General features: G+C 47.9%; 9 protein-coding genes. 6 read left to right on the top strand and 3 right to left on the bottom strand.

Features of this window, described 5'->3' with window-relative positions; all coding sequences use genetic code 11:
- The first annotated feature begins 19 nt into the window (after positions 1 to 19).
- Positions 20 to 1054 carry a phosphotransferase family protein gene (locus H7T88_RS23810; RefSeq protein WP_221790687.1) on the top strand — a complete coding sequence of 345 codons (1035 nt, stop codon included), beginning with the start codon at positions 20 to 22 and terminating at the stop codon, positions 1052 to 1054.
- Positions 1055 to 1290: 236 nt separating this feature from the next.
- On the opposite strand, the gene H7T88_RS23805 is transcribed toward H7T88_RS23810, so the two are convergent.
- From H7T88_RS23805 to fosB, 3 genes are all read right to left on the bottom strand, one after another.
- Complete coding sequence (locus tag H7T88_RS23805; protein ID WP_221790685.1) at positions 1291 to 3102, bottom strand: S9 family peptidase; 1812 nt, start codon at positions 3100 to 3102, stop codon at positions 1291 to 1293.
- A gap of 204 nt (positions 3103 to 3306) precedes the next feature.
- Positions 3307 to 9390 (bottom strand): Ig-like domain-containing protein, encoded by a 6084-nt coding sequence (locus H7T88_RS23800; protein ID WP_221790683.1) that lies wholly within the window; start codon positions 9388 to 9390, stop codon positions 3307 to 3309.
- 326 nt (positions 9391 to 9716) lie between these two features.
- Positions 9717 to 10139, bottom strand: coding sequence for a metallothiol transferase FosB (gene fosB, locus H7T88_RS23795; RefSeq protein ID WP_221790681.1), 423 nt, complete (start codon positions 10137 to 10139; stop codon positions 9717 to 9719).
- Positions 10140 to 10300: 161 nt separating this feature from the next.
- On the opposite strand from fosB, the gene H7T88_RS23790 reads away from it, so the two are divergent.
- The 5 genes from H7T88_RS23790 to H7T88_RS23775 all read left to right on the top strand — a co-directional run bounded on the left by H7T88_RS23790 (position 10301) and on the right by H7T88_RS23775 (position 16039).
- Complete coding sequence (locus H7T88_RS23790; RefSeq protein WP_154985271.1) at positions 10301 to 11200, top strand: SDR family oxidoreductase; 900 nt, start codon at positions 10301 to 10303, stop codon at positions 11198 to 11200.
- Between the two features lie 66 nt (positions 11201 to 11266).
- The gene (locus H7T88_RS28885; protein ID WP_260511104.1) at positions 11267 to 11392 is read left to right on the top strand and encodes a hypothetical protein; all 126 of its coding nucleotides are present in this window, start codon (positions 11267 to 11269) and stop codon (positions 11390 to 11392) included.
- Entirely contained in the window at positions 11389 to 12999 is a 1611-nt protein-coding gene (locus H7T88_RS23785; RefSeq protein ID WP_221790679.1) for a gamma-glutamyltransferase family protein, read from the top strand. Before H7T88_RS28885 ends, H7T88_RS23785 begins: the two co-directional genes overlap by 4 nt.
- 355 nt (positions 13000 to 13354) lie before the next feature.
- A complete protein-coding gene (locus H7T88_RS23780) occupies positions 13355 to 14362 on the top strand; it encodes a BMP family lipoprotein (protein ID WP_221790677.1) in 1008 nt (335 codons plus the stop codon).
- 24 nt (positions 14363 to 14386) lie between these two features.
- Positions 14387 to 16039, top strand: coding sequence for a methyl-accepting chemotaxis protein (locus H7T88_RS23775; RefSeq protein WP_221790675.1), 1653 nt, complete (start codon positions 14387 to 14389; stop codon positions 16037 to 16039).
- Positions 16040 to 16645: the final 606 nt, after the last annotated feature.

Below are 16645 nucleotides of genomic sequence, written 5' to 3'. Positions count from 1 at the left end.
GAAGATAAGGAGCCCTTTTATGACGACTCGCATTTACTTTGCTTCCAATAGTCTCGGTCATGTCTCGGAGCCCGATCTGCAACGGGCACTTGATCATTTCAATCTCGGGAAATTAGTCCATTCTCACCGGACAGCTGAAGGGGTGATGGGGCAAACCCTGCTCATTCAAACTACGCAAGGCGAGTTTATTCTGAAAGGCAATCCGTTATACAACGGACAGTTTCAGGAAGAGCAATTTTTCGTGGAACAACTGGCGGCGCGCACTACCATCCCTGTGCCTGTTCCCTATCGGATTCAGGAGGACACGCAGCTACTGGGCTGGAGTTACGTAATCATGCCCAAGTTGCCTGGAAACCATCTATATGATCCTGTTTTCCAAACGACTCTAACTTCACAAGATCATAAAGACATTACAGATGTACTGGCTGAAACGTTAGCCGAGTTGCATCACTGGAAAGTTCCGGATGCCGGAGAATACGATCCTGTGGCAGACAAAATCATGCCTTTTGCCGGCTCGTATCTGGACTGGCTGTACGGAAGCATCCGCCACTGGTTACATGATGCGGAGAAGTACTCTGTCATTACTGACGATGATGTATGCTGGGTGGATGAGCAATTGAGACAGTCCGAGTCTGCTTTTTTAGTCTCGACGGTTCATGAATTTGTCATGGGAGATTTCAAAGTTGAGAACTTTCTTATCCAAAAAACAGATCCGCCTGCATCCTCTTGGAGAATCAGTGGATTATTTGATTTTACGACGGCCTATTTTGGTGATGGCACAGCCGATCTGACTAAAATAACCGCAAGATACCTCCGGGAAGACAGGCCTGATCTGGCCGCGAGATTTCTTCATCATTACCGGGAAAACGTCTGTGCAGACGATGTGGAAAAATGTAAACATTTTCGTTCGCGCCTTCTGATTCACCTATTGTATCAACGTATTCTATGGTGGGGTGAGGCGAAGGCGACAGGACAAGTGACCTGGGAAGCTGATCTACCTTTTGCTCCGTGGGCAGAGCGGTATATCGAGAAGGTACTCTCTTTGCTGGACTGAACGTTCTGATTGTAAGACAAGCATGCGGCTTGTAGGTGCTAAAGGAATCCGTGACTACCAGATGATATATAAATAACAACTTCATGTGATTGACTTGAAACAAAAATAGCCAGTGATCCTTGTGATCACTGGCTATTATTTGTTGCTCTATAGTAGACTCCATGTCTGTATGAGCTACCTCTTGTCACCCTCATACGAATGATCCACTGAAGTCTATGGTGATCAAATGATTCGAATTAAACTTGTGCAACAGGAGTCTCTTGATGCTTTTGCAAAAACTCTACCATTTTACGATAAACTAAAATTTCATTTGTTTTTCTGGAGAAACCATGGCCCTCATCATCCAATACGATGTACTCGACGTCTACACCTTTCTCCTGAAGTGCGGCTACAATCTGATCCGATTCAGCCTTGACCACCCTTGGATCGTTGGCCCCTTGAATGACTAGCATCGGGTTCACCATCTGATCCAGATACGTAATCGGGGAATCTTTGGTTAAGCGTTCACGGTCACGTACCGGATCACCCAGCCATCTGTCCATCATTGGCTTCCAATCCTCCGGTACAGATTCCAGGAAAGTAAACAGATTGCTTGGGCCAAAGATATCAACTGCTGCACGGAACAGCTCTGGATGACGACCTGCAAGTAGCAGCGTCATGTAACCTCCATAACTACCGCCTACCACAAATAAACGCTCTGGCGAGCTAATCCCCTGATCAAACAACCACCCAATGCCTGCAACACAGTCCAGTCTCGGTCCTTCGCCCCAATCCCGATTAACCATCTTCACGAATTCAGCACCATATCCTGTGCTACCCCGGAAGTTCGGAGCGAAGATATTGTACCCTTGTGCAAGCAACAACTGAAACATCGGACGGAAAAACTTGGCTTCCGATGCCTGTGGCCCGCCATGTGGCCAGAATACACTGTATCCGTTCGCCTGCTCCGGCTTCGCTTTGAACAGCAATGCTTCAATCTCCAGCCCGTCATAGGAATGGTATCGCACGACATCTGGATATACGAGATCATCCGGGTTCAGACCGGTTACTCGATTGGCCGTTAACGGCTCCCAGGACTCACTATCTGCAACAAGTCGATAGATATTATGCGGCTGCACAGCACCACGTCCGAGAATATACACGTTACCGGATTTGGTCACGTTCACCTGTTCAATCGTATCGAGCGGCATGTCCATGCGGCGAGGTTTTCCAGTACCTTTTTCCAGCGCATACATATGATACTCCGGCCCGGTCAGTGTCCAGATATATAACGTTTCAGTTGCCTCATGCCAGCGGATTTCATCTACATCTTCACCCTCAATATGACACAACGCACGGAATTCTCCCGTATCTATGACATACTCAGCTACATAGGCATATGCCGAGTTATCGTTGGTAATCAGCAACAAACGGTCATTACCTGCAAATAGAACATATGGAACCTGACTCTGCCGCTCCGTAACCGGTACTATGGCATGAGATTCTCCGTTCCGGTGCAGATGAGCAGTCTGATACGTGTTGGAGTACATTTTCAGGATTACATAGGCTTCTTCATTGGGACTTACCGCAATCAGGCTGCTGGTTACCTCTTCTCCCTGATACAAAAGCTCGTCTTCACCAGTCTCCAGGTCACGAAGGCGTGCATTCATATAATTCGGATTGCCTGAACTGGTGTTATAATATAACCGTTTTCCGTCCTCAGATAAATGAGCATAATAACAGCGGTCATTCGGATCAGCTGGGACAATCGGAAGCGGAACTCCCCCCTCCGGTGGCAACGCATAGAGGTGATAGTTTTCGTTCCCATCTCGATCAAAAGCGGTCAGCAGATGACGCCCTTGCGGATCAGCTTTAATAAATTGACTGCTTTGGTTCAAATACGTCAGTGGATACGGATACCCTCCCGGCAAGTCCATCGCCCAGATATTCGGCTGACCATTCAGGTTGCTATCCATATACAACTTTTTCTCATCCGCTGATACGGCAAAATGCGAAATACGATACGTCTGGAAATACTGCTCTACATCCGGTTCCGGAAACTGAATCATGACAAACCTCCTTAAGATTAAACCCATGAATTTAACATTGGTAAATTAAGGTTCCATTTGTCCAGTTTATCGTTTATTCCATTGTTTTCACAATAGATATGTGAGCTTTAATTCCATTTTCTTTTCTAATAACGACTGCTATACAACGAAAAAGACGGCATCTTGGTCGATGCCGCCCTTAAGTTTGCTGTACTGAGATTACCCTCAGTTATTGATCCATTGCTCGGCTCCACTAGGCAATACGTTGTAGTGATGAGACTGTGAGGCCTCCTCAATATCCGCAAAAGCCCAGTGAGTTGAAGAAACATCCTTCCATGTCGGAGTTGTTACACCCGTTAACGGGCCGCGTTTGAGCAAACGATTCATCATCGTTACGAGCTCAGCACGAGTAACGCCATCATTGGGACGGAATGTTCCATCCGTGTACCCTTTAACAATGCCTTTTTGCACCAATACGGCTATGCTTGGCGCTGCCCAATGATTCGTGATATCCGTGAACGAAGTTTCTCCCGAACCATCTGTCGTCAGTTGCTGCCAACGTACAGCCAGCACAGCGAACTCTGCACGGGTTAGTGCACGATTGGGTACAAACTGATCTGTCGTGATCCCCAGCATGATCTGCTTGGAATGTAACTGACGAATAGCTTCGTACGCCCAATGGGACTGAGCAACATCCGAATAACTTCCGGAAACAGACGGATCTGGCTGACTGCCGTTTTCCAGCATAACACGCCACAACATGGACGCAAGCTCGGTACGGGTCGTTGTTTGTGAAGGACGGAATGTACCGTCTGGATAACCTTGAATGTAGGACGCATGCTCACCTGAAGCTCCTGGCTGCGCAGGCGTCGGTGTTTCTTCTGGTGTTGAAGGTTTAGTTCCCGGTGTTGGGGTAGATGCTGGAGAAGTGCTTCCACCTCCGGCATTTCCACCATCCGATCCGCTTCCTCCACCGGAAGATGAGTTGGCTGGTTGAACGTGCAGAATCGTAAATGTGCTGAACTTGTTAATGGTAATAGCAATACCTTCAATTTGCCCATTTGCATCATATTGAACCGTTCCACGCTGTAACGCAATCTCACCGTCACTGTGCTGGATATAAACATATAAATCAGCAGCATAAGCGGCTTGTTGTGAAACGCTACCTGTTGGCAGGTTCAGCTTAGATGCCGGGAACAGCAAGGTTGTATTGTAGGAGCTGTAATTGGTTTCAATCGTCATCGGTGTCCCAATCTGGGATGCCGTACCCGTGCTCGCAGCCTGTTTTACGAGTGGATCAGCGAGCGCTTGCTCCTTCACTTGTGTGATCTGGCTTGCTTGTCGAATCGGTACAAATCGGAAGAATAAACTTTGACCTGCTGTATTCAGTTGCGACAATGTAGACTTGTCCAGCATGATGTGAGCATAATCGGTCTCCAATGTCAGATCCACCACACCCGCCAATGGATCATAGGAAGAAGCGGGTACATCGATGGTCACCTCATCGGCCGGATCGGTTGGAATATCCGTAGCGACTACACGTACATTGCTTTCATTATTAGTAACCGCTGATTGCAATGCATTAGATAGCTGAGATGTTGTAGCGATAACTTTATCAATCTTGTTACCGTCCGACAGCTCCTTGCGTGTAATCGGTGTCTGCTCGACATCGGTGTTGCTGGTACCAATCCGGATAGGCACGTTTCGTGTAACTCCAGAGCTAACGACACTTAATCCCTGTGGTTTGACAACAATCAGGAACGTTCGGCTCATTTTTACATTTAGATACTCTATACTAGCCGTCAAGATAACAGCCGACTCTTGAGAAGCCGGACGTGTCACGGTGCCATTACTCTCTACGATATCGGGTTTGCTCGTGTTCCATACGACCGGAAGGTCATCTTGAGTATTCGTTAGCAGTAAATCACGTGTGACAAACTCCCAAGTATCGTCACCTGTGTAACCGATGGTTAAGTTGTTCAGCGCTCTCCTTACTTCATCCTGTACAGAGGTACGAATCACTTCGATGATATAGTTTGCTTCTGTTACGCCATCCTGGGCGGTAACGTTCAGTTGAATTGTATTTGTTCCAACCTGAAGGTTAGTCACATAAGCGTTTATACTACTATCGTAAACTGCACCTGTGACCGTCAAGTTCGATAGCTCATTTTGTAATTCTGCCTGTACTTCATACTGTTCCACATGGTTTGCTACATGAACAGTGTACTTGGTAACAGCCGAATCAAATGCAGGCGTCAATGCTTTTGGCAAACCAGATAATGCCTTCAGACGTGCATCTTTATTCGGTTCGCGCATGACAACAATAGTATATCTTTGGCGTGTCTTACCATCTGCTGCAAGCACTTCAACCGTAATCGTATTGCTACCTGTCACCAATGAAATTGGAGTAGATGCTAACCCACTTTGAACAGCAGTTTCATTTATTCGAATGGTTGCATGACTATCTGCTGCAGTTGGTGTAAACGTAATTTGATACACATCATCTGTTACATTCGCTACATAGTTGATTTCCATTGGTAAAAACACTGGAATAAGTGAACCTGACGATATATCCAGCCCGTTAAGATAAGCATTGGCCGACAAGAAATTCACATTAGCCACATGGCTCAGCAACACACTGTCATTGACTACCGTAGCCGTGTACACCACGTTTTCAGTTTTTGTATTAGTAGCGGTAAAGCTGGCTACACCGTCCACATTCGTTGTCGCTTGAGCAGGTGAGATCAGTGAGCTGCCGCTTCCTTGCTGCAAGGTCACATTACGACCTGCAATCACATTGCCGTGAATATCTTTTACCGTCACCGAAATGGTCGAAAAATCAGAGCCATTCGCGGAGACACTTGCTTTGGAAACTGTAATTTGCGAAGTCGTTCCGTCCGCAGCACCCGGTGTGAATGTAACAGGTACGGGATGCAGGCTCAGCGTCACACTGTCAGCAATAGCGGTATAGGTTACACTTTCCGCCTTCGTGCTTGTCAGGGTAAATGTCGCGACACCGTTCCCATCTGTCATCACACCAGCCTGTGGCGTGATCGTAGAACTGCCGCTTCCTTGTGATAACGTGACATTTTTATTACTGATGGGATTGCCTTGACTATCTCGGATCGTCACGGTTACGGTGGCACTATCCGTATTGTCGGCAGCAACGGTCGTTTTCGAAACGGTTACTGTAGACAGAGCCGAATTGACAGCACCCGGATCAAAGGTAATTGCTCCCGTCTGTGTGATGGTCATACTATCTGTAGTATTGGTAGCGGTATACGTTACCGTCTCTGCTTTATTGTTCGTTACTGTGAATACGGCCTGTCCGCCCGCATTCGTTACGACAGCGGTCGACGGTGTGATCGCCGAGCTTCCGCTTCCTTGCGATAGCGTTACATTTTTACCGCTAATCGGATTGCTGTTAATATCGTTCAATGTCACGGTTACTGTACTGCTATCCGTTCCATCTGCCGATACATTTGCTTTGGAAACAACGACTTTGGAGGCAGATGCACTAACTGCACCTGGCTGGAAGGTTACACCCGTTGTAGCTGCAAGCGTCACACTGCTCGACACAGCGGTATACGTGACCGCTTCTGCCTTCGTGCTCTTCACAGTAAAAGTAGCCACGCCACTCACATCCGTTGTTCCTTGCGTTGCTGTAATCGTCGAGCTGCCACTGCCTTGAGACAGCGTCACATTTTTGCCGCTAATGGCATTACCGCTAATATCTTTTAAATGAACGGTAATCGTTGCGGTATCTGTATTATCGGCAGCTACATTCGCTTTGGATGTGCTGATCGTGGATAGATTGGCATCTACCGCGCCTGGATCAAAAGTGACACTTGCGGTCTGCGTAATCGTAATCGAATCTGTTGCATCCGTTGCTGTATAGGTCACCGTCTCGGCTTTTGTACTTGTAACGGTAAATGCAACCTGACCACTCGCATTCGTCATGACTGCGGTCGATGGAGAGATGGTCGAGCTTCCACTTCCTTGTGCAAGTGTAATGCTCTTGCCACCGATCGGATTACCATTGCTATCGGTCAACGTCACCATAATAATGCTGGTATCTACGTTATCTGCCGATACATTTGCTTTAGATGCTTCGACTTTGGATACAGAAGCACTAACCGAGCCCGGCTGGAAGGTCACGCCTGTTGTAGCCGTAACTGTCACACCGCCTGCTGTAGCGGTATACGTGATACCTTCTGCCTTGGTACTCTTCACGGTAAAGGTCGCGACACCGTTCGCATCGGTTGTTCCCGGCGTTGTTGTAATGGTAGAACTTCCGCTTCCTTGACTCAGTGTTACCGATCTATTACTGATCGCATTGTTACCTGCGTCTCTGAGCGTGACGGTGATGGTCGCACTGTCGACATTGTTCGCAATCACATTCGCTTTAGAAGCAGCAACGGTGGAGGCTGCTGCGTCCACTGCACCGGGTACAAACGTAACGGCTCCCGTTTGAGTGACGGTGAGGCTATCCGTTGCATCGGTTGCAGTATAGGTTACCGTTTCTGCCTTCACGTTCGTTACGGTGAATATGGCCTGACCGCTGGCATTGGTCGTTACCGCTGTCGATGGATTAATGGTAGAGCTACCACTTCCCTGCGATAACGTTACACTTTTACCACTCACTGCATTGCCATTGGCGTCGTTGAGTGTGACGGTCACCGTACTGCTATCGCTTCCATCTGCAAACACGCTGTTTTTGGATACGCTCAAAGTCGATTGCGAAGCGGTAACAGCTCCTGGTTGGAACGTAACGCTAGCTGTGGTTGCAACTGTTGTGTCGCCTGCTGACGCACTATATGTTACCGTTTCTGCTTTGGTGCTTTTTACTGTAAATGTTGCAACTCCGCTCGCGTTGGTCGTTCCTTGAGTCGCTGTAATGGACGAGCTGCCGCTTCCTTGCATTAAGGTAACGGCTTGACTACCGACTGGATTATTATTGATATCTCTTAAAGTCACCGTAATGGTTGCATTGTCCGTATTATTCGCGATCACATTCGCTTTGGATGCGGTAATCGTTGAAGTACTTGCATTTAGGCCTCCTGCCTGGAACGTTACCGTTGGTGTGTTCGTAAGCGATACACCATTCGCAGATGCTGTATAGGTTACGGCTTCTGCCTTCGTATTTCTCACGGTAAAGGTAGCCACACCACTGGCATTCGTAGTCGATAGCGTTGGCGAGATTGTAGAACTACCACCGCCCTGCGATAATGTGACATCTTGAGCAGGGATAGGATTACTATTGATATCTTTAAGTGTTACGGTAATGGTGGAGCTACTCGTATTATTCGCTGTAAGTGTAGTTGGGGAAGCTGTGACCGTTGATTGCCCTGCACTGACTGGCCCTGGCTGGAACGTTACACTGGCTGTTTGCGTGATCGTTACGGCATCTGCCGCTACCGATGCGGTATAGGTTGATTGCTCTGCTTTGGTATTGGTTACGGTAAACGTAGCTACACCGCTTGCATTAGTGACTTGTGAAGAAGGTGAGATCACGGAGTTACTTGAGCCTTTTGTTAATGTAACGGTCTTTCCGCTAAGTAGATTGTTACTCGCATCTTTGACGGTTACGTTGATTGTAGAGCTGGCTGTTCCGTTCGCTGTTACAGTTGTTGGAGAAGCAGATACCGTTGATGTGCTCGCGCTAGCTGGAGCAGCACCGGCGATTTCAACTAATTGAGGAGCTACTGTTACCTCTATTCGATTATCAGTAGAAGGCATGCTTGAGCTGGCTGGACCTGTAAGCAAAAATTGGACATTACTTCCTGCTTTTGCTTTCACAGCAGCATCTACGTCAAACTGCAATGTAGCCCCTACTTGTATACTACTTGAATTTATAGTATCCAATAATACATAATTCGGATTACTGGATAATGAAGACATGCTCGAAGGCCAATCATTGCCATAAGGATTAAATGGTGTAGAACCTACATATTGCCACACTTGTAAAATCGGAGGATACGTCGCATCATTTGTATTTGTCAAACCACTCACTGTCAAGGATAAAACTGCCTTGTTGCCACTAGAAGGGAACCCACTGGCCGGTATATTATATTGAGCAAAAGCATGCAACAACCCAACACCACTTGAGCTACTTCCACCTATATACAGCAGTGGGTCTGAAGCAAACGGATAATACACACCTGCTGGTGGTGAAAAGTCATGCGAGCCCAATTCTGTGGCACTAATAGGCCCCGCAGCATACGAAGTGTTCACACCAATGGGGAATGAACTTATGATAAGCAGTGCACACAGGGCTCTTATCATATAACTCTTTAGCTTTTTGTTCATGTCATTACTCCTTTAAATGGATATTCTCTGTTCATTCCTTGAATCAACAGCAGGTATGGCTAAGAGCGTTTTCAATATATATCTTTGATAACCTATATATGGGGCTAATCTTTGCGGGTCAATCCCTCCTACAATTTAATCCTTTACTAAGTTAAATTATCGGTTTTTTCGGCATAGTTGTATAGAATTTTAAAGAATTCTTTAGATTTAAAAATAGAAATTCAAAAGTTTTACTCCAGCCACATCGATCCTACTCTTTTGTGCAACACAAACAGACGGTCATCTTATAGACAACCGCCTCTCCAAAGCCTTGATGTGTAGTTAAGTTATTCCGAATAAAAGGTCATATGCGGTTTAGCCTCACGATAATAGTCCAACCGCTTCTTCAAGCTGCCTGTATGTAGTTCAAATAGATGCCCGTCCGGGTCTGTAAAATAAACCGATCTCCCATCCCGTTCATCTCTCGCTCTTCCGGAAATAATGTCCGCACCTGCGGCTCTTAACTGCTCCACCGAAGCGTCAAACTTTTCCCTTTTTACTGTAAACGCAATATGGGTATAGGTTCGTTCCGTATAATTCCGAAGCACATCCTCCTGATTCAAAGCAATCCAAAGGCCCGCCAGTTCGAAGTAGGCCAGTTTGCGTCCTTTCACCTGAATTCGGGCACCGAGAGCCTGCTCAAAGAACGTAATGGATCGCTCCAGATTCGATACGGAAAAGCACAAATGATTAATTCCCTGAATGTTCATAGGGCTCCTGACACCTCCATCAAATTTAAAAGGGTTACTCCCTTATTATGGTATATATTTTCGGTAGAACACAAGCTTATAGCACGGCCAAACTGCATCTTTTTCGGGATGAATGCATAGGGTAGGCTTATCAAGGAACGTTCGAGGAGGATATGCAAACCATGAACCCTGTCTATCCATTTTACGGTGAGAAGACGGTATGCAAACCACAGAAGTTAGCTTTTCCGCCCCAGCATCAGGATCAGCAGCCCGGTCTGGAATCGCTGATGGTGCCCGAACCGATCAGTGAAGACCCTGCTTATATTGGCAGTTGCAAACTGCAAGGCAAAGTTGCGATTATCACAGGCGGCGATAGTGGTATCGGTCGGGCGGCGGCGATTGCTTTTGCCAAAGAAGGTGCAGATGTTGTGATCGCTTATTTATATGAACGAACGGACGCGGAATGGACACGTGACCGAATCGTGGAGCTGGGTCAGCGCTGTCTGCTCATCGAGACGGATCTGCGACTAAAACCAAACTGCGAAGCCGTCATTCGCAAGACAATGGAAACGTTCGGAAAAATCGATATACTGGTCAACAACCACGCCGTGCAGTATGTACAGCAAAGCATTGTCGACATCACCGAGGAGCAGCTCTATCATACGTTTCAAACAAATGTGTTCTCGTATTTCTTCCTGATCCAGTCTGCCCTTCCCCATCTGTGCCAAGGGGCGTCCATCATCAACACCGCCTCCATTACAGCTTACAAAGGTGATGTGAGGCTCATTGATTATTCATCGACCAAAGGCGCTGTCGTCTCCCTCACTCGTGTTCTCTCCCAATCGCTCGCTGACAAAGGCATCCGTGTAAACGCCGTGGCTCCGGGACCCATTTGGACTCCGCTTATTCCTGCCAGCTTCTCGGCTGAAGATGTGCAGGTGTTCGGCACCGATACACCCATGGGCCGAGCAGGTCAACCTTACGAGCTAGCTGCAGCCTATGTCTATTTGGCCTCACGCGATTCCTCCTATGTCACGGGCGAATGTATCCATGTCAATGGCGGCGATATGGTGACAACTTAAGGGCTACTGGCATGAGTATGTGTACATTCAAACGGCTTTGCTTATATTCTATGTTCTTGCCCCTTGATGTCAGGTTGGATTTGGATGTTTTGGCAGGAGATTGGCTTGTCGGTTGCGAAAAGGGTTAGAAGCTACACTCCGGTTAAACAACGGAATCTGACATCTCGTGACAAGGAGCTGATTGACGAATGAACTTTGATCCCCTCTATCAACCTTATTCCTCGTACCGTGTGCCGGTATACGCCAAGCAAGGCATGGTTGCTACGTCGCAGCCACTTGCTGCGCAGGCTGGTCTGGATGTGTTGAAACAAGGCGGCAATGCGATTGATGCCGCTATCGCCACAGCGGCAGCACTCACCGTGCTGGAGCCGACCTCCAATGGCATTGGTGGCGATGCCTTTGCCCTCGTCTGGACGGAGGGCAAGCTGCATGGCCTGAATGCCAGTGGACCTGCGCCTCAGAGCATTTCGATTGAGGTGCTACAAGCGGCAGGCTATACGGAGATGCCGAAGCTGGGGGTTGTGCCGGTGACGGTGCCTGGCGCACCGGCGGGTTGGGCGGAGCTGAGCCGTCGGTTTGGACGGCTCACGCTGGCGCAAGTGCTGGAACCGGCCATCCGCTATGCGGAGGAAGGTTATCCGCTTGCGCCGGGGCTGGCCCGCCACTGGGCACGGGCAGCCGAGGTCTACGCACGCCAGGGCGATGCGGAAGCAGGGCGTGCATGGTTTGAGACGTTTGCCCCTGGCGGGCGTGCACCCGCGGCGGGGGAACTATGGCGCTCGCCGGGCCATGCGGCCACGTTGCGCCGGATTGGCGAGAGCGAAGCGCGAGACTTTTACGAAGGAGAACTGGCGGAACGCATTCATGCTTTTATGGCAGAACACGGCGGTTACCTGACACGAGATGACCTGAAGACTTTTCAGCCGGAATGGGTTGATCCGATCTCCGTTTCCTACCGGGGTTATGATGTATGGGAGATTCCGCCGAACGGGCAAGGACTCATTGCCCTATCCGCACTCAATCTACTGAAGGGATTCGACTTCACCGAGAAGGAATCCGTCCTCAGTTATCACCGACAGCTGGAAGCGATGAAGCTGGCTTTTGCCGATGGAGAAAAATACATTACGGAAGAACGAAAAATGGGCGTATCCGTGGAAGATATGCTGTCCGAAGCCTACGCCGCAGAACGGCGCAAGCTGATTGGGGATACCGCACGTGCGCCCGAGGCAGGCGATCCACGCGGAAGCGGAACCGTTTATCTGGCTGCGGCAGACGGCGAAGGCAACATGGTTTCTTTTATCCAGAGTAACTATATGGGCTTTGGTTCAGGGCTGGTTGTGCCAGGTACAGGCATTGCACTCCAGAACCGCGGACATAACTTCTCGCTGGACCCGCAACATGCGAATGCACTGGAGCCGGGTAAACGCACGTATCATACGATTATCCCCGGATTCCTCACCCAAGGCAGTGAAGCCGTCGGACCTTTCGGGGTCATGGGCGGTTTTATGCAACCTCAGGGTCACGTGCAGGTCATTATGAATACGATTGATCATCATCTGAATCCGCAAGCCGCTCTCGATTCACCTCGCTGGCAGTGGATTAAAGACAAAACGATACTGGTCGAGCAAGGCTTCCCTCCTCATATTGCCCAAGCGCTGGCTCGCAGAGGACATAATATCCAAACCGAGCTGGATTCGTCCCAATTCGGACGGGGGCAGATCATATGGCGCAACCCGGACACAGGTGTGTTATGCGGCGGAACGGAAAGTCGGACGGACGGCTCGATTGCGGCGTGGTAGGAAATCCATAACGTGATGAATGTAAAGGTTGAGCAAGGCAATGTAAAGCAAAGCAGAGCAGAGTAGAGTAGGATTCTCGCTCTACTTTGCTTTTTTTGTTTTTTTACGGCATCACGATGCCAACTCATAAGTTCTTATAAGAATGATTAAACAACATAATTGTAAAAACTATGTATAATTCATGAAATAGATTTATATTTCTGTAAATTTTCATTAGAGATCGTAAAAAAACGGATTTTTTCACCGATATAGATAAAGGGAAAAACTCGTTGCATAGATGATTGGGGTTCATCCATCTTCCAGTATATTTCCAGAATTATTACATAAGAAACTTACAGAAATGAGGGCATTTCACATGAAAACAACGATGTTCATCCGTTTAGGGCTCACCATGCTTCTGGCCCTGACACTGATCATGTTAGCTGCTTGTTCAACCGGCTCTAAAACAGCAACCACTGACGTAAAGACCAGAGTGGGAATTGTACTTACAGAGGTCGGTCTGGGAGACCGATCTTTTAATGATGCGGCTTTTAACGGACTGGTCAAGGCGAGAGACGAGAAAAGCATTGTTTTTGACTATCGTGAACCAAGCAAGGAGTTAACTGCAGAAGCTTCGTTTGAGGAATTTTCCAAAGACAAATTTGATCTTATTATTGGACTCAGCGATACCGTAAAAGCAGATATGGAAAAGGTCGCTGCCAAATATCCTGACCAGCAATTCCTTCTGATCGATAGTACGTCTGAGCTGCCTAACATCGCTTCCATTTCATTTCGTGCAGAGGAAGGCAGCTATCTGGCAGGTGTAATTGCAGGCATGGCTTCCAAGGAGAAACATGTCGGTTTCTTGGGCGGAATGGAAATTCCCGTACTCAAAAATTTTGAACAAGGTTTCAAACAGGGTGTGCTGGCTGTTAATCCGGAAGCCGTTGTAGATATTGTGTATGCCGGTGATTTTGGAAATGCCGATCTGGGTAAGCAGCTTGCGGAGCAAATGATTCAGGAGAAAGGTGCTGACGTGATTTATGTAGCCGCTGGTCTTACCGGTGTCGGCGCACTGAATGAGATTCAATCCCTCGGCAAATACGCCATTGGTGTTGATACGGATCAATTCTTTTTGGCGGAAAAAGCAATTCTTACATCTATGCTGAAAAATGTAGATGTCTCCATTTACAACGCCGTGAAGTCTTTTATCGAGAACAAACATACCTTCCCGAAAAAGGAGATCGTAGAAGGACTCGCCGAGAATGCTGTAGGCTTAACTGCACTGCATAACATCACGCTGAGTGATGAACAACAGCGGACTTTCGATGATCTGAAAGCCAAAATTTCTTCGGGTCAAACCAAAATCACAGTGAATCCATAACCCAAGATTCGAGGAGGCTCGCATATGAAACTACAGGGAAAACTTATTGTCAATGCTCTGATCTCACTGCTTCTATGCCTTGCGCTGGTCGCTTATATTATTATGGAACTGCTTAGCATGAATGCAAAAAATCAAAATCTGGTACCTGCGATGCTCAAGGTAAGCGAGCTGAACTCCAACCAGATTCAGACCCAGCAGGCACTGGATGTCTATTCCTTCTCGATGACTGCCGGCAATCAGGAAGCTGTTCTGCTTCTTTTAAAAGAAGGCCAAGCCATGATTAAGGAACTCAAAGGTGGATTGCTGGAAACGGATCAGGAGCTACAGCTCATCCAAACGGTTCGAACGAAGCTGCAAGCACTGGATCAGGGTGCAACCCAAGCGATGAGCAGCATGGATAGTGCGGAAGCAAAACGTTACAGTGCAAGGGTTCGAGGCATACAGAATGACATCTACTCACTGAATGAGATAACGCGGGGACGCTACACTCAATATACGCTCGATCTGGAGAGTGACATCCAGCAGACATGGCAGATTGCTCTTGGCGGGGCTGTGCTCTTGTTCATCGCCGTCATGCTCTTTAATATGTACACATCACGTCAGATAGCCAAGCGTATTCGTCTGATCAAGGATGCTGCCGGGCATATTGCCAGTGGTGACCTGTCCCAAACGCTGCCGGAACCTCGGGGGAAAGATGAACTGGATGATCTGAGCCGTTCTTTTGGGCAAATGACGAATAATATTCGCGGGATCATCCAATCCATTGACACGGCGGGGCAGCGAGTCGATCAGATGGCTCAGGATATTGATCGCGGTAATGATACGGTACAAGCCATCGTACAGCAGGTGTCACGTACCACAGAAGAGCTGTCCGTTGGCAGTCAAAAAATTGCGGAAGATCTCAGCGAAACGGTTATAGTCGTAGACAAGATGCAGTCTACCTTTAACCATAATCTGGAGGCCACTGCCCAATCTGCCAAGGATGGACGCGATGTGCTAACCACAGTGGAAGAGGGAAACAGGGCGATTGAAGAACAGTTGCGACTCGCCGAAGTAAATCGCCATGCCATGTCCGAAGTGGAACAAACCGTGCTGGAGCTGGAAGAAAGCGCGGCTCGCATTACAACGATGACGGGATATGTATCCGAGATTGCCAAGCAGACCACCATGCTCTCCCTTAACGCTTCCATTGAAGCTGCACGTGCCGGGGAAGCCGGACGCGGATTCGCTGTTGTGGCTGGAGAAGTGAACAAGCTGGCCGAGCAGTCTGCTCAATCGGTCAAACATATCTATGCCGCCGTTAACGAGATTACAGCCTCGATGGAAAAAGTAAAAAGTTCCGTGGTGCAAAGCATGCAACTCTTTGGGGAACAGGAGCACGCCACGGGTCAGACGCAACAATCCTTCTCGGCGATTCGCGAGAGTGCGGAGCGCATCAGCGAAGGCATTCAGCAGCTTGCAGAGGACATGTCGCAATCCAGCAAACTTAGTTCACAGGTGCAACAGGCGATTGAAAACATCAGTGCCATCACCGAGCAATCTGCAGCCAGCAGTGAAGAGATCACTGCTTCCACCGCAGAACAACAACGTTCTTTCTCCGAAGCCAGTATCAAGGTCAAGTCACTTCGTGATATCAGTGCTGAAATGCATCAGGAACTCCAGCGTTTTCGTCTGTAAGAGGAGTCCATGAGATGTATGTACCTGTAGTAAAGTAATCAATGAAGCTGCAGTATATATGCGCGCGGAGTATGAGGATTATGTGAGCGAAAGGTGAGTGAAAATTAAATTTTATCCTAACGATCTCAGATGAGCTTATTTGCATGATTCTGAGTCGTTTGAAATTCTAACGATCCCCAGAGAGCTTATTTGGGCCAAAATGGAGGGAAATGTCTCCTTTTTATAATAAATGATTGAAATAAGGTTCCCTGAGATCGTTAGAAAATAAAACGGGTGAATACTTGCCCAATAAGGTTTCTCATGATCGTTAGAAATGTTCACCCTGAAAAAGAATGCAGATCGGCACTAAGAAACGTTGTTCCGTCAACACTTGAGTAGGCAGTAGGTCATGTTGGTGATTTGAGCTGATGGTATATGCGAAAGTTAAGTTCATGAGTCTAGCTACGGAATGTGCAATGGTTAGGTTGATGAGTTGAGCTGACGGAATGTACGATGGTTGGGTAGATGAGTTGGGTTAATACTGTAGCAAGGTTTTCGGATTGGTGGCTCGATGCTTCCAATAAACAACGATATATGGATTGTCTATCATTTATAAATTCACTTCAT

The organism is Paenibacillus cucumis (ex Kampfer et al. 2016), assembly GCF_019748695.1.
In the GTDB taxonomy this organism is placed as follows: Bacteria; Bacillota; Bacilli; order Paenibacillales; family Paenibacillaceae; genus Paenibacillus; species Paenibacillus polysaccharolyticus.
Note: the sequence above shows the minus strand (reverse complement) of the source record. Positions and strands in the feature narration are given on the sequence as shown.

Bases quoted from the DNA above. Each gene is read 5' to 3' on its own strand.
- H7T88_RS23810 (WP_221790687.1), top strand. From the start codon at position 20: ATGACGACTCGCATTTACTTTGCTTCCAATAGTCTCGGTCATGTCTCG.
- H7T88_RS23805 (WP_221790685.1), bottom strand. From the start codon at position 3,102: ATGATTCAGTTTCCGGAACCGGATGTAGAGCAGTATTTCCAGACGTAT.
- H7T88_RS23800 (WP_221790683.1), bottom strand. From the start codon at position 9,390: ATGAACAAAAAGCTAAAGAGTTATATGATAAGAGCCCTGTGTGCACTG.
- fosB (WP_221790681.1), bottom strand. From the start codon at position 10,139: ATGAACATTCAGGGAATTAATCATTTGTGCTTTTCCGTATCGAATCTG.
- H7T88_RS23790 (WP_154985271.1), top strand. From the start codon at position 10,301: ATGAACCCTGTCTATCCATTTTACGGTGAGAAGACGGTATGCAAACCA.
- H7T88_RS28885 (WP_260511104.1), top strand. From the start codon at position 11,267: ATGTCAGGTTGGATTTGGATGTTTTGGCAGGAGATTGGCTTGTCGGTT.
- H7T88_RS23785 (WP_221790679.1), top strand. From the start codon at position 11,389: ATGAACTTTGATCCCCTCTATCAACCTTATTCCTCGTACCGTGTGCCG.
- H7T88_RS23780 (WP_221790677.1), top strand. From the start codon at position 13,355: ATGAAAACAACGATGTTCATCCGTTTAGGGCTCACCATGCTTCTGGCC.
- H7T88_RS23775 (WP_221790675.1), top strand. From the start codon at position 14,387: ATGAAACTACAGGGAAAACTTATTGTCAATGCTCTGATCTCACTGCTT.